The organism is Paenibacillus sp. NPDC056933 (assembly GCF_042674385.1).
Lineage (GTDB): Bacteria > Bacillota > Bacilli > Paenibacillales > Paenibacillaceae > Paenibacillus.
Genome location: NZ_JBHUQN010000003.1, coordinates 751,773 through 778,744, shown reverse-complemented (window position 1 = coordinate 778,744; position 26,972 = coordinate 751,773). Strand labels below are relative to the sequence as shown.

Below are 26,972 nucleotides of genomic sequence, written 5' to 3'. Positions count from 1 at the left end.
CAATTAGATAAATCGATTTTTTCCTGATTAGAACTACAGATAACCCAATTTATTCAATACACGCTTCAACATTACCGCTGCTTGTGCACGTGTTGCATTACCTTGTGGCACAAAAGTCGTCGATGTCATTCCTTGGATAATGCCTCCCTGAACCGCTTTAGCAACAGAATCCTTGGATTGAATTTTGTTGCTGTCCTTAAACTTCGATAACATTGACGCTGCCGAAGTATTAAGAACAGTTGGCTGACCGGCATAATCCAAAGCCCGAACCATCATGATGGCCATCTGCTCACGAGTAACGAGGCTATCCGGTTTAAAAGTACCATCCGTATTACCAGTGACAATACCCGCTTTAGCGGCTGCACCAATATATGCACCTGATATATCACCATACCGAACATCTTTAAATTGTTGTGCACTAGCATAGTCGCCTGGCAATCCCAACCCTTTTGCCACTAAAGTAGCGAATTCTGCTCGTGATATCTGCTGATCAGGAACATACAAGGTTCCATTTTGTCCATTGATAATCCATTTTGCAGACAACTCACCAATGACGTCCTTAGCCCAGTGTGAAGCAGTATCCCGATATGAAACGGGATGGGACGCAGCCACAATAGCCTGATTGCCTTTCAGCTGTCCTGTTATAATAACTGCTCCAGTTGCATTGGAGAAATGATGAGGAATATTAGCGAGAGCTGAAGTACCTTGATCAATGTAGACCAGACCTGTAGCCGGTCCTGTTGTCGTTGAAGGCAATCTGAGTGCAATTGAACTCTTCACCAGTTGTTCTGCACGTTGGCCACTGTAGCCATTATAGGCGGATAGATAAACATCCGTAATCTCGGATACTCTCTGTGCTCCGGCGGATGCAAGCATACCGTCCATCGTACCAGAGACAGTTACAGGAATTGATTCAAGTTGAATATAAAAGTATGAAGAACCCGAACCTGCATTCACGCTTTGCGCAATACTGGAAGGATTCAAATCTGACAAAGGCACTGACCACAGGCGCTCACCATATTTCACCCCAATAAATGAAAAGCGCTCACGTGACGCTATCTCCGTCAGCGTGTCTATAGGGAATCCAACGTAAGCTGATGCTTCTGTTGAAGGAACTTCAAATACCACCATGCGACTTGAATTATTGCTTAAGTTTGCATATTGAAATGCCTGATTTAACTTGCTAGCATCCACATTAAACTGACGGGTAGAGCGACTATTGCGCGACTGGGCGGAAGTTGTTGCCGCTGCATCCGTGCTCATGACATACATGGACTGGTTAAAAGCCGATGTGTCCGATACGGTTAGCCAGGATGGCAAGTTGCCACTCAAACTGCCAGTGTTAGTAGTAGAACCCGTACTTTGAGTTTGGCTTAACGATAGCGGTCCAAAAGCCTCAACAATTACGTTCTGAAGCGTACGTAGCGGGATCACTCCTGGTGAATAACTTACGGTTCCCGTTGATCCACTTGTTGCTGAACTGGCTAACTTCAGAGTTACCGTCGTTCCAGACGCTGTAGCAGAAACCACACTTACCTGTGAGCCTCCCAACTGTACACTAAATTGAGATGGGGTAAGCAGAGTCTGTGACTGCAGAGATTCTCTAAAGGTAATAGTCACTGTATCCCCTTGCAATGTAGCTGATTTCACCATACCATTACCCGCTGTGTAGCTTACAGGGGTTAAGTTGATATAACCAGCAGGATTACCGTTTAGGTCCGTCAGACGCAATGCTCCAGGGACATAAGAAAGTGTTACATTCTGGTTCGTGCCTACGGCTGAAGCCAAAGTCAGCGTGACTGTTTCATCTTCAATATCCGTGTCGTTTACAAATAAAGGTTTACCATCTACAAGGACAGAATACTGGCTTTTTAACGGTTTGTTGGTTGTTCTAAGTGGCTCGTTATAACGGATCCATAGCTTGGAGCCACTTATTTCAGCACTCTGAAATTCAGGCGCCTTGGTATCGATGCTATTCCGAACATAGAAGCCGCTGAATCCCGCAAGAGCTTGTCCCCGACTGTCTTTTACAGGAGAAGAGCCTGGTGCATACGAGACACGAACCACTTCCCCATCGGTAATGGAACGGCTCAGATTCAATGTTACCATTGAACTATTAGTTAAGGATATACTGTTGATTCCTACCGAAGACTGGTTTGCAGTCACACTGAATTGTGACACCGCATCACTGGAATTGATATATACTGTCTCCGGGTAGTAGAGATTAATTGTACTGTAATATACAGTACCTTCCCGTGGTTTGGACATGACCGAGTCCAGTGTATTTTCCACATCTCGTGCTGCAAACGAAGCTGCCGGGTTCAGCGAATTATCCTGTATTGGACGCAATCCAGGCGTATACCCGATCCGGACAACCTGCCCTACAGCTACACCTGTATCGAGTACGACATATACGCTATCTCCTGATACATATGCAGTGCTGACATTACGCGCTTCCCCATTTACTGTTACCGCGAAGCTGCTATAAGCTGGATTCGCGCTGAACAAACTTTCATCGTAGGTAAGACGAATCGTATTGTTACTGTACATCTTGACTGTTTTAAGTACCGGGGCCGTAGTATCTCTGCTAAGCGTCTTAAAGCCCCATGTACTGGTACCTGTCAATCCGGTGAACAGGTTACCCGCCTTGTCCCTAAACACATTTGCGGGGATATCCACGTAATAATTCGTATTGCTTTCCAGTGTGCTCTGCGGAATAATCCGCAGCTGTCTGTTGTTAGAACTGCTAATGGTTGTTGTTACGGCTACGGTTCCACCATTGGCCTTTCTCAACGTCGCATTGCCTGGATAATTGGTATCAAGCTCTTTGTTAAATGTAACCGTTAGTTCTCCCGTCAAAGGTGCATTCGTCGTACCGTTCGTTGGGGAAACAGATGATACGGTGAGGGCAGTAGGATCCGAAATGACGCCAAACCCCCACTCGGTTCCTGCAATTCCACTGGTGTCGTTCCCAAGTTCATCCCTTAAAAGACCTTCTGGCATAACAACATAATATGTGCTGCTACTATTCCAGTTTTTCTCTGGATCAATCACAATGGAATTCGTCCCCAGACCATTAACACGTGGAGAACCTGCATTCACAGGTATTTCCTCATATAGTGTAGTCCCTTGAAAAATCTGCAGTTTCCCAGCACCTGCAAAAACCTTTTTACTAAATGTCATTGTTATGTTAGATGAAGGTGATACCTGCATCGCTGCATTCGCGGGAACCTTCTCTACCAATGATGCTGTGCCTACACCTTGTGTATGGAACGTCCATTCTTTGCTCAGTCCATTGAAAGCTGTATTATTCTCATCCGCGTATACAAATGAATTTTTATCGATTTGAACATAATATGTCCCTCCTGGCAGAGGTGCATGATTAATCGTCACTTTTCTCCCTACATCCGGAACACTGGCGTCATCTGGTGTAATGCTAATATTACTTGATTCCGTTGGGTCCACTAAGATAGGTGGAATAACCTCCGTATCATCTGACACACGTTTTATTGATATGTATCCACTGGTAGTCCCCGCTGCTTTTCGAACAGGTTGGCCAAATTCGATCTCCAATGGGGTGCTTCCATTCACATTTTTCTCTCCTGCTACAGGTAACGTTGCCGTGACTCCCAGCGTAGTTAAGTCATCTGCCGCATAAACAGTGTTTTCCACTCCAAGCAGGCCCGTCAGCCAACTTTGGGCGGTAAATATTACGATTAAAAGCCCAATTGTACTCTTCTTGGCCATTCGTTTCAAACTCACCAATTCGTCCCCCTCAACTTATATTTCTTCTCCTGTCTAATGTACAGACCTCATTATGTATGTCGGTTATAACAGACATTTTATTTAGTCAAAAGGGATTAAAAGGAATATTAATTAGTTCGGTAGATTCTCTCAACCCAATTACTTATGTATGTAAAAAAGCCCCTGATTCCTTATCGGAACCAAGGGCTTGAATCTATTCGTATCTTAAACTTACTTACAGACCCGCTTGCTCTTTCAAAACGTCTGCTTTGTCCACTTGTTCCCAAGGTACATCCAGATCTGTACGGCCAAAGTGACCGTAAGCTGCCGTTTGTTTGTAGATTGGACGACGCAGATCCAGCATGCGGATGATGCCAGCCGGACGAAGATCGAAGTTGTTACGTACAAGTTCAACCAATTTCTCTTCGCTGACTTTGCCTGTGCCGTATGTATCCACGTTGATCGATACGGGGTTGGCTACACCAATCGCGTAAGCGAGCTGGATTTCCACTTTGTCTGCAAGACCAGCAGCAACGAGGTTTTTCGCTACATAACGAGCCGCATAAGCTGCGGAACGGTCTACTTTTGTCGGATCTTTACCGGAGAACGCGCCACCGCCGTGACGTGCATAACCGCCGTAAGTATCCACGATGATTTTACGTCCAGTCAGGCCTGCATCTCCTTGAGGTCCGCCAATAACGAAACGTCCTGTCGGGTTGATGAAATATTTAGTCTGCTCGTCCAGCAATTCAGCTGGAACAACAGGCAAGATTACATATTCTTTGATGTCTTTTTGAATTTGCTCCAACGTAGTCTCTTCAGCATGCTGAGTGGAAACTACAATCGTATCGACACGAACCGGTTTGTCCCCATCGTATTCAATCGTTACTTGTGTTTTACCATCCGGACGGAGATATTCCAATGTACCGTTTTTGCGCACTTCAGCCAAACGGCGAGCGATACGGTGGGATAGTGCAATTGGCAAAGGCATGAGTTCAGGTGTTTCGTTGGTTGCAAAACCAAACATCAGACCTTGGTCACCAGCACCAATGTTCTCTGTTTCGCGAGCCATTTGTTCCGGGTCGCGGTTCTCCAGAGCTGCGTTCACGCCTTGTGCGATGTCAGCAGACTGCTCGTTCAGAGAAGTCAGGACTGCACAAGTATTATAGTCGAAACCGTATTTGGCACGTGTGTACCCGATTTCCTTAACCGTATTACGAACAATGGACGGAATGTCCACGTATTCAGACGCTGAACTAATCTCACCGATGACAAGCACAAGGCCTGTAGCAACGGAAACTTCGCACGCTACACGAGCGTTTGGATCATTCGCCAGGAACGCGTCCAACACGGCGTCCGAGATCTGGTCGCAAATTTTATCCGGATGTCCTTCAGTTACAGACTCCGATGTGAATAGATGCCGGCCTTTAATAGACATTGAAGTTTCAACCTCCCATAACCAGTAGTATGGCGATTGCCCGAACAAAACATTTACGGTGATTCGTTCACTGTACCCTCGAAAGCTTTCCGGGCGGAATAAGGACGCGGGTCCGCAGTTACGAAGATAAGGATTTTTCAGGTAATGGCCTCAACAAAAAATCAACCTTTCCCTAGTGGAAAAGGTTGCGTACCTCAACTGCCATCTTAACGTATTTGTCAAGACGTGTCAAACGAATTGGAATAAGGAAAATACCCTATAAGTGCTGCTCTGCCTGACGAATCAGCCTTTTCGTAATCTCTCCACCAACCGATCCATTCTCACGGGAAGTCAGGTGGCCCCAGCCTTTATAATGGCCATAGGAGTGATCACTCACAGCTCCCAGTTCAGAACCAAATTCGGTATCTGCACCAGCAAGGCCTCTGCCACCATATCCCACATTCAGCCCAAATTCGGCAGCAATTTCATACTTCATCTGATCCAGCATTTGACGACTTTCCGGCACCACTTTGCGGTTGCTTCTAGCCATGATTCCTGCACCTCCGATTATTGGTTGTCTACAGTTATAGAGTGAGCAGGAACAAGGCTGGCTAGCCGTATTAATGTTTGTTAGAACTGGTTAATCTGCGCAAATAAAATGAATGACAACCGAATAATTTCTTGGACAGATGCACATTCTATTTCAGAGAATATCCACCACGCACCATCACTGTCAGGCTGTACTTGTTACCATCCAACACCGTTATACCCCGTCCATCTCGTGGAAAAGAAAGCAGGTGATTGGTCGGCGCCGCCTGCCCATTCGTCAGGTCAATCCCGTCCGTCAGATCAGCTACCCCATTCGTACCTTCACTGACGATCACAGCTTTGCCGCTGCGCACGATGAACTCCGCGCCAGACTTACCGATCAGCTGCTGACCCGGCTTCACCGTTACGATCTCAACAGCATCTGTCGCACCAGATACTACTGGTGGAAGTGTTGTATCACCACCTGTGCTTCCTGTTCCTGTAGAGCCGTTGTTGTTCCCTGATGTATTACCCGCCCCTGCATTGTTGTTGCCTCCACTATTCGTGTTACCACTTCCTGTGGGAATTTTACCACCCAAAGCTTGTTGAATTTGCTGGTCTACATAACTCTTCGTTACTACCGGATCATCCGCTGTTCCTGGCTGGCTTGTACCCGCACCTATCGCGGTGTTGCTGTATACGGACCCAACCCATACGCCAACACCGATTGCCAGCGCTGCCATTGAGATTTTCATATAAGGTTTCATGTAATACCTTCCTTTCTATCAGACTATCCAAAGATATTTATTCTCTTGGTCTATCATATCTTTAATAGAAAGATTCTACAACGACTCCGGTGAGGGACTATTTCCATCATCCGGTAGATTCCCAACCGCAGGCACAAATCCCATCGCTTGTGTAGCAAGCTTGATCCGTTGTCCCTGGAATTCATCATAAATGGCGATGGTATAAGCCCCACTGCGGCGATCATCAAATACTACATCTTGGATCGTCCAATTTAAGAATTGATTATTACCTTCTTTAAGATCTTTGTCCAAAACAATTTCTTTATCAAACACTTTTCCCGTAGGCTCAATAATTTGTACAATAAGCTTATGACCATTCTCTGGCAAATTCAACTCATTATTCCGGGAGGCGTCGTAATTCCATGCGAGGTTGACCGTAGAGCCACCGCTAAGAGATGCTTTGAAGTCTCTCGTTTGAATGGTAAAAGGATAAATATCCACATTTTTAATTGTTGTCAATGTAGACTCTTGATCAGGTTTGAGTTCATAGGAAGCTGCATCCACATATCCCGTACCAGCAGCCACTGCTCCTTCTTTGCCTGTGCTTTCTCCTCCCACAGTTTCGCCGATTAACAGCCTCATATCTGATACAACCGTATTTCTCGGGATTTTGGACCACATGGTCACCAAAGCCGAGTTTCCAGGACCTGCGGGATAATCAATTTGTTTAACGGTCGTTTTGTAGTACTGCCCGTTTTTGGATTCGTAATATCCCGTTAATTGGGCCAGATCAATTTGGCGATTTTCCACATTTTTCACCTGTAGCTCGGTATATACGATGTCGGAAGATGTTCCCGGATAAACGAGAGTTCTTTTTACTTTGATTTCAGATCTCTTTCCAGGCTTATTTAATACATAATTAGTTCCCAACTCCACTTGTGGTAATGCTGGAAGTTCTCCAATGTGAGTAAGACGAATCAACTCAGATGAATTCTCGCCCACAACCTCAGATAACGCTACTTGCAGTTGAGCCACGCCCAGGTCACTAGGAAGAGAAGTCAACAAGTGAATATCCACCGAATTTCCAGGCCCAAGTAAGGCTGAATTTTGGCTAATCATTAATTTCGTATCCGAAATATCCGCCGAGTCAATGGACAACATTCCTTTTAGATCAGGAAGCTTAAGTGTATTAGTGGAAATATTACGCAAAGTCACCCTTGCTGACAAGACATCCGAGTTCTCCCAAGGCAAGCGTTGAATCGAGTTCCACGTCACACCCAATGTTCCATTCTGTAGTTGCAGAGTACTCTCCGTTCCAATAGATTGTTGCATCGAGTTTGCTTTAGGCAAAACATAAATCCCTGCCGGATACGAAAACTTAATTTCTTTGTCCACCGTGCCCTCAGCGCCCTCAGCCTTTGGCGTGTTCATAACCAATTTCATTGTTCCTTCGGCTTCATCGTAAGGCAAACTAAATGTCAAACGTATTAAACGTTCTTCATCCGGCTTTAATTTGAGACTATCCAGTGCCTTAGTAGCTAACGGGAAATCTTTTCCTTTTTTGTTTTGAACCGAGAATTCATACTTAGGAACAGTAACTTCCCGTGAACCCGTATTTTTAATTTTAAAGTTGACAGTATAATAGTTATTGCCGTGGGTCTGACTAACACTGACCTCTCCTACACTTGTAACCATCTTTCCTTTGTTATCCTCAAGCGTGATCGTATGGGACTTTCCTGCCTTAATTTCTGTATTCTGCAATGAAGTTGATTTTGGCATTTGCATGGTGGCCAGCGGAATGACTGATTTCTCTGCTTCATTTTCTTGCACCATGATAAGCTCAGCCCCGTCCAGCTTCACCTTCTTGGGAACAGTCGTTATATAATTGATGCTCTTGGACTCTTGAGGCTGTAAGCTATACGTTGCATCGTTAGCATTCAGGGTAAGCGGGTAGCTGCTTCCACCTTTTGTGATAAGAACCCATTTCACACCGGGGTTCTCCAAGCCTTTAAATCCCACATTATGCAAATTAATTTTCACACTTACATAATTAGATTTGTCTGATGCAGAAAATGTCTGAAGACTTTGAACCTTGACCTTTACCGGGATATCATTAATTCGCACCTTTTTAGGTGTATTTACAGGAGTAGCCACCGTATACGCTGCTGGAATATTGATTTTCCCCAGAATACTTTCATAGTTCGGTTTGCTGAAGTCCCATTTTACAATTTCAAAATTAAGATTGCTTAACTGCACGTTTTTACCTACGGTAGTCACATATGTAACCGAGAGTGTAGAGCCCCCGGCGACACTTTTTTTCTCTGCATCCTGAGCCAGCAATTTGGAATTATAGGTTGTTCCTCCCTTGCTGCGCACCTTTGTCCAGTAATCAACCAGCTGCAAGCTTTTCTTATCATTGTTAGTATACGTTAGGGTATAGGTAATCAGTTTTCCTTCATCTTGTGTCAATACATTAACATCGGTGATTCTAACACTGCTTTTGTTTGATAGCTTAACGGCTGGGACATTAGTCAAAGTTTTTACAACCATTTTCTTCGTTTGCTCCGTACTTGAAGATTTTGAAGCCACAGCAGCATCCACAGTGGTCACGTAGCCGCCCCATACACTTTGCGTAATCCCCAATAAAGCACCAGTAATAATAACTTTCGTCAATTTATTCTTCACTTGAAACCTCCATACATAGATTTCCATTATGCTATATTATAGACGTTTTTTAGGAGCAGGAAGTTTCAAAGAGGTAACTTTTAATGATATTTAATATTTCTTGAATAAGAACATAACAAAAAAGCAGCCTTGCATCTATAAAGATGCAAGGCTGCTTCAGAAAAAAGATATTAATTAGTCAGTTGTTTCCCGAAAGAAAACTCATCCAATGCATTAGTACTTTCATCCGTAATAGCTTTTGCTGCTTTGTTTTTAGCACCATCAAATTTCACAGTTGTAACTTTACCAGTTGTGTCACCAGCAGTTACATTTGCTGTAATAGTGATAGTTCTCTTATCAGTTCCGACAAGAGCAACAACATCTTTAATTGTCACACCAGTACCTGCATCAATGCTGAAGAGTCCATTAATGTAGTCTTGTTTGTAGTTGACAAGATCTGCCTTAATATCCTCAGATGCATAAACAGTTACTGTAACAGTAGCACCATCTTTAACGATATCTTTCAAAGTAACAGTTGGTGTAATACCATCTTTCACTTCTGCATTAGTAAATGCAGCAAGTTTGTTACCGAAGCTGTCTTGAGTGCTTGGGTTAGTTGCAGACAATTTAACACCTTTAACATCGTTTGCGATAGTATTTTCTGCAAATTTCAAGATAACGGTTTTGTTAGAATCAGCCAGTGTGTAGCTTGTTGGACGAACGCCATTCAAATCAAAGTCACTCAAATTAACGTTGGACAATGCTGTGTTAAATTTAACCTTAACTTCGTTACGGCTTGTAGCATACACATCATCAGTAGCAGCTTCAACTTGGGAATTGTTCACATTGTTTCCAACGGAATAGTTCGAAGAGTTGAAGTATTTACCTTCAGAATCTTTGATGTAGCTTGCAGAAACTTTAGCATTTTTCCAAGAAACGGTAGGAATGCTCTCGCTTGTTACAGCAATACGTACTGTATTTGTAGAAATCAATGTAATATCATTGTTCTCTTTAGCAATTTGATAAGGTGTGCCATTCAAAGTTACCATATACTTAGCTGCATCCAGAGCATTTCCATCACCTGATGTAGCTAATGTTTTGTTGAATTGAATGTACACATATCTAGGTTGCGTTGTACCATTAAGTTGCTCTGCTGTAAGATCAGTCCATACACGTGTTACACTACCGTTTTGAGCAGTGTTAGCGTTCAGCGTAGCAGTGTAAGGCAACAATACGTTTCCGATATACGCAGTATCAATAATACCAGATACAGTCAAAGTATAAGTTGCATCAGATTTCAAGCTGCTTCCCAGATTAACTTTAACAGTTTTATTATTATCAGTATAAACTGGTTTGATTACAGGGTAACCTTTGGAAGTTAAACCAGAATCAGTTACGACTTTACCTTCTGCATTTTTCAGAACATAGTTTTCTGCATTTTCTGCAGAATCTACTTTCAAGGATTTGCTGAATTGAATTTCAGCGATATAGTTTCCGTTTTCCATTTTGAACTTAGTATCTACAACTGCTGGACGAACTGTATCCAAAGTTGGAGTTACTTTTGCATCAACAGAAGCAGAGTTATTGCTGTAGTCAGATACCGCAGTCAGATAAACTGTGTTCTCCGATACATTCAACGGATTGTTGAATTTCAATGTAACTTTGTTGTCGTTAATTTCAATGGATTGTGCAGTGTTGCCTGTAGTGTTAGCATATGCACTTGCAACGCTTTTCACTGTTTCGTCGAACTCAACAGTTACTTCTTTCAAGTCGTTGGATTTAACACCAACAACTTTAGGAGCAGCTGTATCTTCAGTTGCAGTGAATTTGCTTTCTACTGGAACGATAGCCAGACCAGAGTAGTCTTGTACGCCGCTCACACGCAATGTGTGCTCACCAGCAGTCAGATCTGTAGTTACAATTGCAGTGTTAGGATAAACGTATTTTACAGAAGCTGCAATCACGTTGTTATCTACACGGAAAGAAGTTGCATTTACAGTTTCAGGTTTAACTGGCTCACTGAAAACTACTTTGAAAGCTTTTGTTCCCAAAGCTTTAACTTCTTTTACTTCTGGAACTGCAACATCAAGTGGAGTAAACTCTACTTTTTGTGTGAAAGTTTTGGTTGCATCAGCATTTTTAACATTGTTGATTTGAAGACTAGTGGATCTTTGGTTAGTCAAAGAAGTGTTACCTTCAGATACCAACAAAGTTACAGTAGTTTTGTCATCAGACAATGTAGCGCTTTTGAAAGTCAATCCGCTAACAACATAGTTATTAGTGCTTTCAGCAGAGTTAGGATCTACAGTACCATCAAACTTAACTGTGATTTCTTTCAAGTTTGTAGCAGATACGGAAGCTACAGCTTGAGCTACAGTAGTTTTATAAGTAACTTTTTCAGTGAAGTTTTTCTCTTTGTAAGTGAATTTCACTTCAGTTTCTTTGTTAGCTTCCAGAGCTTTATCCAAAGTCACTTTAACGGACTCGCCATCGCTCATTTTGAAAGTAACAACTTTACCAGCTTCAGTTACTTCGTAAGAAGCAACTTTCAAGCTTTGCTCTTGATCAATTGCATAAGCAGCGCCTACAAGCAATTGACGGGAAGCATTGGATTGGAAGTTCAATTTGGAATCAAGCAGACCAGCGTTGATTGCCGCTTGAACATAACCTTTAGCCCAAGCTGTTGCTGAGTTATTAGTTTCAGTTGGAACTTCGAGATCCAAAGCGATTGTCAGAACTTTCGCCATTTCTTCGATAGTTACTTTACCGTTGAAGTCGAAGATTTTCTTCTCAACGTTTTTACCTTCCATGATGCCTGCAGCTGTTACTGCTTCAATGTAAGGAGCAGCCCAGTTTTTAGCATTGTAGTTTTTATCCTTGTAAGAATAAACACCAGTAATTTCTTTCAGACCAAGCAATTTAGTGATAACTTTTGCGAACTCAGCGCGAGTCATCTCTTTGTCCAAACCAGCTGTTCCATCTGGATAACCAGTGAAAACACCTTTTGCTTTCAATGCATCAAACTGTTGTTGTGGTGAAACTGCTGTATCACCGAATGCTACAGATGCAAACATCGAGAATGCCATTGCTGTAGACAATGCTACGGATAAAATTTTCTTCATAACCTTTTTTTCTCCTCCTTGGGCGTTCATAACATGGGAATTTTCTTTAATAGTTTCGCTCGTGTTCCTCATATATTGTTGCACCCCCTTTCCAGAGTCCTGAGCAAGTTAATATAAATGATGTCTGTGAGCATATCACAGAAACTTGTAAACAAGCATAATAATAGAACCATACGAAAATAGAGTAGTTTCCTAATCCTACCTAACGTATTATACAATGGGTTACTCTCGCCGTAAAGAAATTTTTTCTAATAAATAGACAAGATTCTTCACGAGGTCATTCTTGGTAAGAGGCCCAATGTTTTTGACTCTACATCTTAAACGCAGCAGATTTCAAAAAGTTGCGGATTCTTCAAAAAAAGTTTTGAACTTATTTATGTATTGATACGGTGCGGGTATTTAAGACGCCCAAAACCTTTAAATCAGTGGCATTACAGCAGCGTAGATGAAATTATTCTGTGTCTGGATCGTTGTGGACGTTTAATTAGTACCCACTTATTACCTACATGAAGCGACAAATTCCTCTAAAACTAAAAAATAAAAGGCATTCCCTATGGAATGCCTTCATGTCGAGTTCTCGCTATATAACTTAGCGAATTTTCATCGCAAGATCAATAATTTGAGCACGCATATTTGGATCACTGTTCAATCTCAGATACATGTCGTCAATCGGTTGTCTATTTTCCCGGTATGTCTTTTCATGCTTCATCGTGGTGTGAGACCATTCAATCAAGTCATTCTCAGCCAGAACCAAATTGTTATACGCATCATGGAAGCCAGTTGCCTGTACGAGCCCTTCCATCACTTCTTGGGAAACTTCCTGTGTTTTACGTGTATCTTCTATCTTCTTCTCCAGAATGACTGCCTGCTTCTCGAACTGTGTCTTTGCCTTCATGTAGCCCAGCTGGGCCTTCGAATAAATCGGTTTCATTAGCTAACTTCACCCTCTAGATCATTGTGTATTTATCGTTATTGTATCTTAATCTCTAGCAAATTACAAAAATAGTTACTGGTAAAAAACTTATTTCTTCTATTATAAAAGTGTTCTTTAACAGTTGTTTTTCAGTTAAAAAGACCTGCCCTTTCGCACAAGGGACAGGTCCTTCCAATAATGCATAGATGATCTTACATGAATTAGCTCAAGTTTTTAGGGAATACTTTAGTGCTTTTCTTGAGCAGTTCCACAGCAATTTTGCCTGCTTCTGCCCGAGTTAAGTTACCTTTCGGATTGAAGTTATACTGCGGCTTTTTCTGGCCCGGAACCGTAACAGCGGCACCTTCCATAATTTTCGCCTTGGATACAGCCATAATGGATGGACCTGCATACTTCTCAATACTGCCCGAATCCATAAAGGCCTTGGCGAGTGAAGCATCAAGCTTGCTATCATTATTTGCCAGTTTTAACTTCAGAGCACGTGCTATCATGACCGCCGCTTGTTCACGTGTCAGCGGTTGATCCGGTCCAAACACCCCGTCAGTCAAACCTGTTACGATACCCGCTCTTGCTGCTGTCTCAATACGGTCATAATCCCACGTTGCAGAACGTGCACCTGGCACAAGATCCACGAATGTACGATTGTTATCCGAGTTAATTGGCAGATTAAGGCCTTTAACCAGCAAGGTAGCAAATTCGCCTCTTGTCGTCTGATCATCTGTACCAAATTGCTCGAAACGCAAGTTGTTCATAAAGCCTTTGGAATAGAGACCATTCAGAATATTACGAGCCCAATTGTGATTCGTTATATCATTATAACTGCGGCTTAATTTCATTACTTTGTAATAGCCGAATTCATCAAACGGCACAGTGACCGTATGCGCTTTGGTATCGACCTCGCCACCAATATTTTCCCACTGGCGATTAGACGTATAGCGATATACTGTAATCGTGGAACCAGCTTCGTCTACCACATTAGGATCAAACGACAATGTCAGACTTCCCCGCTTTGATGGTGTAATTTTGCGTTCTGCCGGTGTCTGAGGATTACCAAACAATCCTTCTACGGAGTATGGAGCAAGTCCATTCGTTGGAGCCGCATACGTTGCTGCACCCAGATCCCCGGCTTCACCCAAACCTCCATTAATCCAGAAGATCTGTGAGACTGGACCGAAGTTGCTTGACGCACTCGTCGACCCAAAGTTAAGCAGATACTCATCCGGAATGCTCCACGCCGGTGCACCACTATTTTCACCCGTTCCAGGGAAACCAATTACGTTACCATAGTCATTACGTCGTTCCACAATTCCCGTAGTCGGGTCCGCGATACCAAACAGCAGCTTCGTATCCGGATAATACTTTGTAATGCCTCTTGTGTTGGTGCTTTGCATGACAGTCCCTTTCGGGAAACTGAGTTGTAACCCCTTATTGAAGACGTTATATTTGGTTGCTACCTTCGGAGCCATATACTGAGCATCCACACCTACAGTACTTGTATAGAATATTTCAATGGTATCTGTATTGCTTGTACCTGCACGTGTGATTGTAATTTTGATCTTGTTTTCTTTGTCCTGCTTCAATCCTACATAGTCATATACAAAACGGTTATTTCCCAGATCTGTACGTTTCACAGCAGGGTCTTTACCGATGAGAACTGCTGTCGCTCCCTCAGCTTCAATGTCAAAATGAACAAAGTTTTTGTTCACTACAATCTGCTTACCCACCGTTGGTTGTGGAGAAAGAATGCGATATGCACTCACTTCTCTTACTATTTCCAGTTTTTGCGATGTTTTGGCTCCGGTCTCATTGATTAATTCCAGCGTGTACACATAAGTACCGGGTGCATCTGCAACGAGATCCTGAATACGCATAATAAAGTCTTTTTGATTACCGGCAAAATCATAAGTGTAACGATCACCAGCGAATGTAACTGTTGCGTTGTCTACCGAGTTAACCGGCAAGTCAACCGACAGAATATTTTTGGTTCCCATATTAAGATTCATCTTGACTGCACCGCTACCACGCAGAACCACATCATAGTTTTTCAAGCTGGTCGTATACTTATTATCATTATAAGTAAACTCAGGAGTCAGATTGAAGATCTGTGCCAGCTGCGGGTTATCGGCACTATATTCTTTCGGGGGGAAGCTTGGACGATCTTTCCCCACAGCCGGTTGGAAATTAGCAATGGTAGATACATTGTTATCCACAATATAAATCCGTAATTCTTTTCGAATTTCACGGGCCTGACCTTTCTCATCTTTACCCGTTCCCGTCAAGATAATACGGTTTTCCCCGAAGACCAAAGGACCGTCTTTCAAAGAAATATTGAGATTGAGATTAAATGCTCCAGTGGTTTTATTCAACCAGGCAGGATCTAAGCTTTCTGAAGTATTCGTTGATCTCACTTTCACACCATTAGCAAACACTTCTGCTACAAAAAAGCTGCTGTTGATCGTATCATCGAAGTCAATGTACTGCCCTTTGACAGCAAGCGTATTTCCGCTTCCCGAATTTACATTGTACGTTTGACCATCTGTGAGGTTCTCAACGTAAATAAAGTTCTTGGAAGCATAGGAGATTGTGACATCCTTATAAGCTGTAGATCCATCGTAGTTGAACCGAACTGTCTGGTTACCATTCTTCAATCCAACTACTTTGAAGATATAGCTGGTATCAGACACCGTTGCTACATATTGAAGCGTGATTGGGCTTGTTCCCAAAGGGAGATAATTTGCTTTCAATCCCGTCGTAGGATTAGCTGGCTTACCATTCGTATTTACCATGACGTAAAAATCACCAGAATCCACTTTCGCGCCGTTCAAGGGCTCGCCCGTCGGAAGATTGGTTGTACCACTTCCACTGTAACCTTTGAGATACTTCAAGTCAGTAATAACCGTCTGTCCCTTCATATATTGAAAGTCCATCCGCTTGCTTATTGTCTTCGTTCCGTACGTTACGGATAATGTATGATTTTGATCGACCAAAACTGCACCATTAGTATCCTTGTTAAAATTCACAGCATTGATATCAAACGATACCAGCCAGTATGAAGGCGTGTTATCCTTCAGACTCGGAATGAAAACTTCTTCAGTGAAGGTAGGCGTCTCTTTCGTTGTGTTGTTGTCTACAATGATCTCAGCGCCTTCACTGAATTTGTTTTTGTTTACTTCATCATAAGGAATCAACATTTGCACATGTACCTTGGTCTTGTCCGTGTCTTCTGTAAAGACAGGCTCCACACCAAGCAAACTCTGCGCATTCCCACTCGAATCAAGCAGGTCGAGCTTCACTACCGGATTTTTTTCATCATAATAAAACAAAGAATAATTAAAGGTAAGTGTATCTGAACCATTCTGTATAACCAGTTTCAGATCATTCACGCCTGGTTTCAGCTTAAGTTGCGGTGAGAAGAATGTACCATCTTGTAAAAGTTGTGTTGACAAAGCTTGGCCACTATTTACCGATACCGTTCCTTTCGTGGCATTCATGGCTTTACCTTGAAGCGTAATTTCATCCTTGTTCACTACAATTTGTGTTCCTTCATTGAGATCCAGATTGTCTGAACCGCCAAGCACCTGCAGCTTCTCAACATAAGGTACTTGGTCAAAGAGGATATAGAACGTTTCGGAACGTTCATTCTGTCCTTGTGCACCCGTAAATGTAATGCGGTTCATACCCGGGTATAAAGTAACATTTGCTTTGAAACGGTTATCCGGTCTGTCCGGGTCCAATGTTACTACTGCTGGAGCGACACGTGTAGCGTCCTCTACCCAGCGATTCGTGCTTTGATCCCAGTTTAGCAATTGGATATTAGCACCCAATGTCGATCCGGTTACTTTTGTATACGTGCCGCTAATTGCTTGCTGTGCATCTGTTACTTTATATACTTTATCTCTCGTTATTTGATTTACCCCAGCCGTCAATGTCAAATCAACCGTGTTTCTCAGTGCGGAAACATCCGGGGTGAAATAACTTGTCAGTTTGTCCGCCGCCGATGCGACTGGTGCAAGGCCTGCTGGTATTAGAGATACAACCAGTGCCACCATCATCAGCCATATCATTGGCTTCTTCGTACGCTGCATGCAATCATCTCTCCTCTTTTTAAGTCAGTTACCGTTATATATCGGCCATTAGGTTCCAATTATTTAGTAAAAACAGCAAAATAAACAAAAAACCTTGTCCACGAGGGACAAGGTTTGGGCCTGAAAGAATATTCAATAATATCAGTATACGAATGTTTCTATTTAGGATTTCGAACGAGTCTCCGGGTTTAGCTTCACACGCATGCGCATCAGGAAGTTAATAACCGGTCTTCTGGTTTTGCTTACAAGTCCGATGACTTCTGCTCCGACCTGAAGGAAGAACATCATGATACAGATTACAACGAACGTTACCCAGTTGGCTTCGAACATCGCAGCGGAAGATTGGATAATCGCCAGTACACCGAAGAATGCGGCAATTCCGTAGATGATCAGCACCGTCTGACGGTGACTAAATCCAAGTTCACGCAAGCAGTGATGCAAGTGACCTTTATCCGGTGAGAAAATCGGTTTCCGTTGTACCGCACGACGAATGATCGCGAAGAAGGTATCCGAGAGCGGCACGCCGATAATGATCAACGGTGTAATGAAGGACACGACCGCAATTTGTTTGAATCCGAGCATGGACAACATCGCCAGAGAGAACCCAAGGAATAGCGATCCCGTATCTCCCATGAAGATCTTGGCCGGATGGAAGTTAAAGAACAGGAATCCGATAATACTACCCAGCAGCACAAGACACATCAAAGCAATCATCATATTACCCATCAGGAAGGACATCACGGCAATGGTACCAATGGCAATACCGGATACACCGGCAGCCAGACCATCCAGACCATCAATCAGGTTAATCGCATTCGTGACCCCAACAATCCAGAGGATCGTCAGCGGAATGGACACCCAAGCTTCCAGTGAGGAATAGGAATCCTGAAAAGGAATATTGACAAAGTCTACACGGATATTGAATCCGAACACGACGACAGCAGCAGCAACAATTTGTCCGAGCAGCTTCACTTTGGCTGACAGTTCAAACCGATCATCCAATGCGCCAATCAGCACAATGATCGTTCCACCGATCAGAAAGGCACTGACAAAGCTCATATCTCTTGTTGTAAACCAAGAAGACACAAAAGGAAGCAGTGCAGCAACCGTAATGATAAAGGCCAGGAAAATTCCTAAACCACCAAGACGAGGCATAATCCGAGTGTGCACTTTACGTGCATTTGGCGTATCCATCGCCCCAATTTTGACTGCGAACTTTTTGACAAGCGGTGTCAGGGCAAGAGCCAGTCCCATTGACACGATAAATCCAATGATAAAGATCGCTACCATATGAACATTCGACCCCCAATTATAATACCTGTACGAAATTATAAATCCCCTGATCTCTTTTTATATATAAAAATGTTTTGTTAGTTATTTTTGAATACTTGTTACACGATAACGAAGAGAGCAAGGAAAGCCTAAAGAAGCGAAGCGTTCGCCTGAAAGCTTTCTGAAAGAAAGCTACTTCGAAAGCATACGCTATCACCGGATTTCACCCTTATAAGAGGGTAATAAAAGAAATCTGGGGATAACAGCGATCGGAAGGTTGCCTTGCTATCGTAGTTGCTCAGTGTAACCTTTTAATTCAAGCAGCACGACACATGTAATCCAGAACGAATTATACGCTGATCACAGGTGAAATGCCAACCTCAATTTTTAGCAAAAACGTTCATATTACTCGTAAAAGCCTAATTTTAACGGACTTTAGTCACGTTTTCTTTGTCCCGCATCACTTTGACAGCAAATTTCGGAAGCGCAAGCATTCGGCCAGCCCGACTAGGTTCGCGAAGCAGACGGTAAAACCATTCCAGTCTTAACTTTTGAAACAGTTTCGGTGCACGTTTGGTTTTACCCGAAATCACATCAAAACTGCCTCCAACCCCCATGGTTACGGGAACCTGAAGTACATCTTTGTACTTGTGAATCCACGGTTCCTGTGTGTCTGCCCCACGTGCAACGAACAGCAGATCAGGTGCAGCTTCACGAATGGAGGCAACCACCTGCTCATCCTCAGCCGGACCAAAATAACCGTCACGATAGCCCACAATTCGAATCGCCGGATATTGCTCTTGTAACCGAACTGCTGTTTCTTGAATCACCTCAGGTGTAGAGCCGAGCAGATAAACGCCCCACCGATAGTTTTCTCCAACACGTAGCAATTCATGTAAAAGCTCAAATCCAGGCACCCGCTCTGCCACAGGCTCTCCACAATAATTGGCAGCCCATACCACACCTGTTCCATCGGGAACAATCATTTCCGCAGACTGCATAACCTTCATCATCGCCGGATTCTCCAGCGCTGCCATGACCATGATGGGATTGGCTGTGATAACCTGGTGCGGCTTCTTCGTGAGCACTGCTTCGCGTAAAACCTCCACCGTTTCTTTCATCGTTAGTTTGGAAAAAGGAATGCCATAGATCGAAACGGTAGGTATCGGTCCGGTCTGATTCATTTTAATTCACCCTTTGCGGCCTAAATAGTTAATAATTTGCTGTGCAGGCACTCTGGCTTCCTGCTTCAATTCAGTAATGCTTTCTTCATGTTCCTTCAGCCACTGTGAACGCTGATCCAACAGGTTAGCCACCGTCTTCGCCAGTTTATCCCCATCCAGCGCATCCGTACTGCCCACGGTTTCACTATCCAGACGCAGCATGAACTGATCGATCTTCGGATCATACGAGATACCAACGGGTGGAACATACTGTGATGTTGCATAGATCAGACTGTGCAGACGCATGCCGATAACGACATCACAATTGCTGACTTCCTGCAGCATCAGCTGCGGATCAGTGAGATCCTTGGTAATACTTACTTCGCTACCCTTGTTACCCAAATCACCGAGCATTTCCATGACAAAACGTGAAGCCTGCTCATCAATCGGTAAGTGAAATGGCATAAAGCGCAAGTGAACGGCTTTTTTGGAGCAGAGCTTCTTGAGTCCAGCAGCAATCGCTGTAAGTTCTTTACGATCTGACTCCCAGAAACGTACGGATACACCGACAACCGGGAGCTTCGTATGAACGCTTGTTTTATCTGCAATTACATCCCCTGCATTAAGATCAACAGCTTGATCACCCACTGTGATCTCCTGAGCATTAGATGATGGTTCTGGAGATTTCAGTTCTGGCAAAGGCAAGCCCATCACCGGGTCGGGAACGACATGAATCTGATTCCACTGCAACCCCAGTCCTCGCAGATAATCCGCAGATTGTTCATCCCGAACAGATACATATTTGCAGGCCTTGAAGACCGAGCGAATCATCGGATTGAAAATTTTGCGATTTACAGGCCCAATGCCCTGCGCATAGATAAATGTTGGCTTCTTCAACCATTGGGCCAGTTTGATGACACCCAGATAGTAGGGGATGGATTTCAGTCCGGTTGCATCCTGCAACAGACTTCCACCCCCGCTGATTAATCCGTCACTTTCCTTGATCGCTTCACGAACGTCCTTCAACTTCATCCGATGTACTGAACGTACTCCGTACATTGAAGTGGTCGACTCCGGGTCACCGGAGAGCACAATCGGTTCAATTGTGATGTTCGACCGTTGGCTCTCCTCTTCCAATGCCGTCAAAATCGACTTCAGCACTGCTTCGTCTCCGCTGTTGCGGAATCCGTAATATCCCGAGATGACTAACTTTTGAGAAGTGGTGACCATTTTTTCCAACATCCTTCCGCTACTTGCCACACACCCACAGCAACGATACCGAAGATTAAGCCAAGTCCCAATCCCATCACTCCACGAATGAGTGACAACACAGCAGGCGTATGGATATGCGCGAACGTATCCACCATGGACAATTGTCCAATTGCTGCAATAATGAGCACAAAGATGACTTTACGATATTTTAAAGCGGCGAACACGCCAACAATAAACAGCGGGTGTCCCAGCATAAATTCTTTAAACCTTGGCCGTACGCCGAATGTGTCTTCCAGCGTTGTACGCAGGAACATCTCGAACGGAGTAACCGAACCCGAGTTGCCTGTACGGCTCAAATAATAGTATCCAACAACGGCAGCAACAAGTGCCAATACAACCATCAATACGTTAATCGGTGTACGCAACAGTTCTTTGACTTGCTTAATGGAGAACGAACCCGAACCCCGGTAAAACACAATATATATCGCCACCAGCGCCATCGGTGCAAAGTGTAACAGACTCACGCCTCGGAACTGGTTAATCACCAGACTGTACGTAATGCTGTTCAGCAAAGCGATGACAAAAGGCACGGCTAGGAACGACAGAATCGATGTTCTTACATATAAAAATAACGTTTGCGCTAAACGACGACTCGCAGGCGCGTCTGGCTGACGCTGTTGCTGATAGTTCACTGTCCGAACCGCCAGTACCATCGCGATGGTCGGCGCGCTGATTGCGACCAGCAAAGCAATGCCTTGCTCCAGCAATGTCGGTTTGAGCAAGAATAATCCGGCACTCCCTACCAGAGCCAGTGCAAATACCAGCAATGTCAGCAGTGGTACAAAATATGAAACCATAAGAGCAATCATTGCAATTGCACCAATCAAGGCAACCAGCTTGGCATAACGCTGAATGGATGAATCCTTAACCGTGAATGCTTCAGCTTGTCCCAGTTCAAAGCCATGTTTGCCCATTCGTTCAATCGCATGACCCGGCTCATTCAAACTGTTGATCAGATTATCAATCGGATTGGTGATCATGGCTTTGGCGGTATTCCGGCTTGGCGAAGCATTCATATAGAGCATACGAATGTTACGGTCTTTGGTAGCCAGAACAAAACGGTCAGCAATGGTGTCTACATCCAGATTGGCATCCCCGTCACTTAAGGAGTACAGACGAGTTACATTATAATCAATTTTGTAAGAGAGAGTCTCAAAACCGGATTGTGGTTTCTTCAAATTCTCAATAGCCGCCAGTCCAATATGGTGCTTGTTCAGCAACTGGGCAAACATATCGAGACTCTTCATCTCTACATTATCATTGTACCCTTTCACAGCATCGCCATCAAACAGGATGCGCTTTACCCCATTCTCTTCGAAGAAGGTAAGCAGGCGTTCCATGGATTCCTGATTGTAAGGAACACTGTCCGAGATCCGTGGCAAAATGTAAAAGCCTTTATCACGCAGCATCTTCACGGCAACCGGATCAGGCTGCAAAGGCTGCATGTTGGCATTCTCCGGTGGAGTCTGCAATATTAAGCCGCTACGACCTTCATATTCCCATGAAACCACAGGAATCTCCCGATCAGCGAACGTTTGTTCAATGATAGGGGTATACGTTTGTGCATTTTCCTCATTTGTGAACAGCACATACGTGTAATTATCGTTAGCAGGAATGACGTTTTGGGTCATGTTCGCGAGATCCTGCCCGCTATATACCATCAGTCGGCGTGACTTCTTCAACTCATCCAGTGTACTTTCGAACACCGCCATGGTGGTCACTCCTGCATCTTTCAAACGAGTCAGTTGTTCATTCATAAAGTCTTGCGGATGGGCTTGATAAGCCGAAATATCCAATAGACCCCGATAATTGAAGACAAGCTCCACCTTTTTGGCGGAAGATTCCGTCTGCACCCGATCACTAATAACGGGGATGGAAGCAATCAAACCGATAATGACAACAATCCACAGCCACTTCCGGGAAGCGGTATTCCAATAAAGCCATTTTTGACGCACTACATGTACCTCCTCAAGTGTTGGAACCAAATGCACGTTCAGTTCATGATTTTCATTGCAAGATCGTGAATAAATACCGGATACAAACAGCTTGTGTCAACAAACGTGCATCTATCCGCAATTCATCCCAAATCGACGAGACTTTCACCTTTTCACCTAAAAGAAAAGCCCCTCCGCCAACCAACCTTACGGTGCGGAGAGGCTTTCTCATGTTATTGCTCCGTGCTGCTTCATATTTATTGTGCGTCTACACGCGTCATCACTGTAGTAGCCAGACGTCCGATGCGGCTTTCCGCGTCTTCCAGGCTCTCTCCGCGCACGGCGAAGTACACTTTGATCTTCGGCTCTGTTCCCGAAGGACGCAGGCAAAACCATGATCCGTCTGCCAAAATATACTTCAGCACATTCTCTTTAGGCAAGCCGTCCAGGCCAAGTGAGTAATCCAGCACATCTTGTACAGCGATGCCAGCTACTTCTTGTGGCGGATTAGAGCGCCAGTCGGTCATTTTCGCCTGAATTTGAGCTACGCCATCCTTGCCTTTCAGCGTACGGGACTCCAACTTCTCCAGGAAATATCCGAATTGGCTGTACAGTTCTTGCAGGACATCATAGAGCGTTTTGCCTTGGTTTTTATAATAAGCAGCTGCTTCTGCAATCAGCATAGCGGCCAGAACAGCATCCTTGTCTCTTGCATAGCTGCCTGCCAAGTAGCCATAACTCTCCTCATAACCGAACAAGAACGTATGACTGCCGGTTGCTTCGAACTGGTTCATTTTTTCACCGATATATTTAAAGCCTGTCAGGGTGTTCATCACTTCTGCACCGTAATGCTCGGCAATGACCGCTCCCATCTCGCTCGTTACAATCGTTTTGACAACCGCACTGTTTTTCGGCAATTTACCTGTCTCTTGCAAGCGGCTCAGCACATAATGCACCATGATGGCTCCGGATTGGTTACCAGACAGCACAAAATATTTGCCATCGTTGTCTTTCACTACTGCACCCATGCGATCTGCGTCCGGGTCTGTACCGATCAGAATGTCAGCACCTACAGATTCACCCAGCTTCATCGCCAGCGTGAACGCTTCGCGCTCTTCCGGGTTAGGGGATTTCACTGTGGAGAATTCAGCATCCGGCTGCTCTTGTTCTGCCACAATGTGAACCTGCTCAAAACCGATCTGTTCCAACACACGGCGTACAGGCACATTACCTGTTCCGTGCAGTGGAGTGAAGACGATTTTGAAATCACGACCGACGCCGGATTGAATCAGGTCACGACTGAGACTCAGGCTTGCAACTGTATCCACAAATGCCTGATCTTCCTCTTCCCCAAGCCATACGAGCAATCCTTGGGCTTCGGCTTCTTCCTGTGTCAGCTTTTTCACATCCGAGAGGGAAGGAACTTCCTGAATGTATTGGATGACTTTCTCCGCTTCATGCGGTACCAGTTGACCGCCTTCATGGTTGTATACTTTGTAGCCATTGTATTCAGGAGGGTTATGACTGGCTGTCACCACAATACCACCGGTTGCTTGCAAATGGCGCACACTGTATGACAGTTGAGGCGTAGGGCGCAGGGATGTAAACAGCTTAGCCACAATGCCATTGCCAGCCAAAACTAGGGCAGCATCCAGTGTGAACTCCGGTGAGAAATGACGTGAATCATGCGCGATCACGACAGAAGGTTTACCTTCTTTGTCACCATGCTGCTCCAGCAAATAACGCGCAAACCCTTGTGTTGCACGACCTACAGTATAACGGTTCATCCGGTTGCTTCCAGCACCGATCACACCACGCAATCCACCTGTACCAAACTCCAGATTTCTGTAGAAACGATCCTCCAGCTCTTTCGGCTGATCCTGCAAATCACGAAGCTCCTGTTTCGTCGCTTCATCAATCGAAGCATCCTCCAACCATTGCTGCAATGTTTGTGCTGCTGCCGTGCTTAACTGTTCCATTCCTGCAAGCCCCTTCCTTCTATATAAATTCAATTACCCATCAATGAATATAAGCCTTAGCTTGGGTCAGACAGGGCGAACATGATCTCGCCTTCAGCCACGACTTTGTCGCCTACTTTGGCGGTAGCTTTGCCTTTACCAATTGAACCTTTGAGACGCGTAATCTCCACTTCCAGCATTAAGGTATCTCCAGGCACAACTTGTCCACGGAATCGGAAATTATCCAGTCCCGCCAAAAAGCCAATTTTGCCTTTGTTGCCTTCCAGATTGAGGATAGCTACTGCACCGACCTGTGCCAGTGCTTCTGTAATCAACACGCCCGGCATTACCGGATACTCTGGAAAATGACCAATGAAGAAAGGTTCGTTAATGGTTACATTTTTTAATCCAACGGCACGTTTGCCATCTTCTAACTCTACAATCTTATCCACCAGCAAAAACGGGGGACGATGCGGAATAATCTCTTGAATCTGTTTGATATCGAGCACAGTGTAATCTCCTCTCGGGGTGTTTATATGAGAATTCTTCGTCATAAAGTTCTCATGTGCACAAGTGACCGTTACGGTTACGGATCGTTCTTTCGATCGCTGTTGTTTCCTAATGTTTCTGAACTATTTTTCAGATGGATAACATTCGGAAACAAAGGCGAGCGCTTCGCTTCTTTCGAACGATTCCGTTCCCTCCACTGACTTTAGTGCGGACATGGGAAACCTGATTATGATCAAGTCGAACCTCATATAAATGTTTTTTAATTTAATGTTGTATGAAAAACATATTTTCGGTTAACACTAGTTATATCCTTCATGACTGCAGTAGTGAAGGTTGAGATAAGGGGTCTCTCTTCGCGATGACGAAAGTCTTTCGCAGGGGAGGCCTCTTTTGACGTCAAACGTCATCCATCATTATACTGTTTTCAACGCCAAAAAGAAAACTCCTGCCTGCGCAGGAGTTTTCACATATATCATCAATCTACGGAGCGAACACCAGATCATATACATGTTCCCATGTACTCCACTGCAATACGGAACCGATATCCTGTTTACCCAGTACCACATATCCAGCTACCATTCCGCCAGCGAGGGCAAGAACAAGCAGGACCGGAACCAGAAACCATCTTGCGATGCGCCATCCACTCTTCTTCTTGACTTTCGTCTTATCCGGCTTGCTGTTCTGCTGTTGTGTATCTGTCATCACATTCACCTTTTATGCTCTCATATTGTTGGCAAGACCCGACATGGAATCACTGGATGTCAGCGCCCGTGCCGCCAGTTGGTAGGTCCGCTGTCCTTGCATCAGCAAAGCCATCTCCTGTGTCAAATCCACATTGGATTGCTCCAGGTAACCGGTACGAATCATGGCAGTGGCTTCACGTGTAGCTGCATTGGCTCCAAATACATCATTTTCAGTCAGACCGGCACCCAGACCAAACAGGTTATCTGCATACTGCACAAGCCCTTCCGGGCGTTCGATATCTACGAGTTGCAGTTGGGCTCCAATTGTTGCATTAGCTGCATTCCCGCGACGGATCAATAGATTGCCTTTTTCATCAAAAGCTACTTTGCTATTATTCGGTGCCGTAATGCGATTACCCTGACGATCCAATGCAAAGTGGCCTTCCCCATTGACCAATACCATCATGTCTGGTGCATTGGGATTCGTTTTGGGTCTCGTGTCAGGGACAAAATGGAATGCACCCTGACGCGTCCACATTTTCTCACCATTTGCTTCAACGGCAAACATCGCATTACCTTCAATGGCCAGATCTGTTGGATTGCCTGTCTCATTGAACGAACCCTGAGACATATCCTTCGTCACATCAGCCAAACGAACACCAAATCCGAGGTTGTACCCCATCGGAGTCGAGCGTCCATCCAGCTTATACTCATCCGGTTGCTGCTGCACTCGGGTTAGTACATCCTCGAAGGCTGCTTGCTTGCTCTTATAGCCTGCCGTATTCACGTTGGCAATATTATCGGAAATGACATCCAGACGTTGCTGTATTCCGGTCATGGAGACCATTGCACTAATCATGGAATTATTCATACGGTGGTTATCCTCCCCTGGTGGTTCTACCCTCCCAAACCCTCCCTGGTAGGGAGGGCCCCAGATGGC

Annotated in this window: 16 protein-coding genes; all 16 read right to left on the bottom strand. The window is 44.4% G+C overall.

Annotated elements, in window-relative coordinates:
• Nucleotides 1–33: 33 nt before the first annotated feature.
• Complete coding sequence (locus ACFTRD_RS23585; RefSeq protein WP_379384266.1) at nucleotides 34–3,762, bottom strand: SwmB domain-containing protein; 3,729 nt, start codon at nucleotides 3,760–3,762, stop codon at nucleotides 34–36.
• Nucleotides 3,763–3,979: 217 nt separating this feature from the next.
• Complete coding sequence (metK, locus tag ACFTRD_RS23580; protein ID WP_379384264.1) at nucleotides 3,980–5,182, bottom strand: methionine adenosyltransferase; 1,203 nt, start codon at nucleotides 5,180–5,182, stop codon at nucleotides 3,980–3,982.
• Between the two features lie 256 nt (nucleotides 5,183–5,438).
• Nucleotides 5,439–5,711 (bottom strand): alpha/beta-type small acid-soluble spore protein, encoded by a 273-nt coding sequence (locus tag ACFTRD_RS23575; protein WP_192271250.1) that lies wholly within the window; start codon nucleotides 5,709–5,711, stop codon nucleotides 5,439–5,441.
• 148 nt (nucleotides 5,712–5,859) lie between these two features.
• The gene (locus ACFTRD_RS23570; protein WP_379384262.1) at nucleotides 5,860–6,456 is read right to left on the bottom strand and encodes a hypothetical protein; all 597 of its coding nucleotides are present in this window, start codon (nucleotides 6,454–6,456) and stop codon (nucleotides 5,860–5,862) included.
• 75 nt (nucleotides 6,457–6,531) lie between these two features.
• The gene (locus ACFTRD_RS23565) at nucleotides 6,532–9,120 is read right to left on the bottom strand and encodes a DUF4352 domain-containing protein (protein ID WP_379384260.1); all 2,589 of its coding nucleotides are present in this window, start codon (nucleotides 9,118–9,120) and stop codon (nucleotides 6,532–6,534) included.
• A 170-nt stretch (nucleotides 9,121–9,290) separates the two neighbouring features.
• Entirely contained in the window at nucleotides 9,291–12,293 is a 3,003-nt protein-coding gene (locus ACFTRD_RS23560) for an S-layer homology domain-containing protein (RefSeq protein WP_379384258.1), read from the bottom strand.
• Between the two features lie 517 nt (nucleotides 12,294–12,810).
• On the bottom strand, nucleotides 12,811–13,152 hold the full coding sequence (locus tag ACFTRD_RS23555; RefSeq protein ID WP_024631636.1) for a hypothetical protein: 342 nt from the start codon (nucleotides 13,150–13,152) through the stop codon (nucleotides 12,811–12,813).
• A 203-nt stretch (nucleotides 13,153–13,355) separates the two neighbouring features.
• Nucleotides 13,356–17,240 (bottom strand): S-layer homology domain-containing protein, encoded by a 3,885-nt coding sequence (locus tag ACFTRD_RS23550; protein WP_379384255.1) that lies wholly within the window; start codon nucleotides 17,238–17,240, stop codon nucleotides 13,356–13,358.
• 162 nt (nucleotides 17,241–17,402) lie between these two features.
• A complete protein-coding gene (locus ACFTRD_RS23545; protein ID WP_192271260.1) occupies nucleotides 17,403–18,530 on the bottom strand; it encodes a glycosyltransferase family 4 protein in 1,128 nt (375 codons plus the stop codon).
• Between the two features lie 407 nt (nucleotides 18,531–18,937).
• Nucleotides 18,938–19,696 carry a WecB/TagA/CpsF family glycosyltransferase gene (locus ACFTRD_RS23540; protein WP_192271262.1) on the bottom strand — a complete coding sequence of 253 codons (759 nt, stop codon included), beginning with the start codon at nucleotides 19,694–19,696 and terminating at the stop codon, nucleotides 18,938–18,940.
• 6 nt (nucleotides 19,697–19,702) lie between these two features.
• Nucleotides 19,703–20,905: a polysaccharide pyruvyl transferase CsaB gene (csaB, locus tag ACFTRD_RS23535; protein ID WP_379384252.1), complete on the bottom strand. Its 1,203-nt coding sequence runs from the start codon at nucleotides 20,903–20,905 to the stop codon at nucleotides 19,703–19,705.
• Nucleotides 20,881–22,902 carry a DUF5693 family protein gene (locus ACFTRD_RS23530; RefSeq protein WP_379384250.1) on the bottom strand — a complete coding sequence of 674 codons (2,022 nt, stop codon included), beginning with the start codon at nucleotides 22,900–22,902 and terminating at the stop codon, nucleotides 20,881–20,883. The genes csaB and ACFTRD_RS23530 overlap by 25 nt, the downstream gene beginning before the upstream one ends.
• A 236-nt stretch (nucleotides 22,903–23,138) precedes the next feature.
• Complete coding sequence (locus tag ACFTRD_RS23525; protein ID WP_379384248.1) at nucleotides 23,139–24,860, bottom strand: phospho-sugar mutase; 1,722 nt, start codon at nucleotides 24,858–24,860, stop codon at nucleotides 23,139–23,141.
• A 56-nt stretch (nucleotides 24,861–24,916) separates the two neighbouring features.
• On the bottom strand, nucleotides 24,917–25,348 hold the full coding sequence (gene fabZ, locus ACFTRD_RS23520; protein ID WP_063567749.1) for a 3-hydroxyacyl-ACP dehydratase FabZ: 432 nt from the start codon (nucleotides 25,346–25,348) through the stop codon (nucleotides 24,917–24,919).
• A 481-nt stretch (nucleotides 25,349–25,829) separates the two neighbouring features.
• Entirely contained in the window at nucleotides 25,830–26,051 is a 222-nt protein-coding gene (locus tag ACFTRD_RS23515) for a DNA-directed RNA polymerase subunit beta (protein WP_192271270.1), read from the bottom strand.
• A gap of 12 nt (nucleotides 26,052–26,063) precedes the next feature.
• Nucleotides 26,064–26,903 carry a flagellar hook-basal body protein gene (locus tag ACFTRD_RS23510; RefSeq protein ID WP_192271272.1) on the bottom strand — a complete coding sequence of 280 codons (840 nt, stop codon included), beginning with the start codon at nucleotides 26,901–26,903 and terminating at the stop codon, nucleotides 26,064–26,066.
• Between the last annotated feature and the right edge of the window lie 69 nt (nucleotides 26,904–26,972).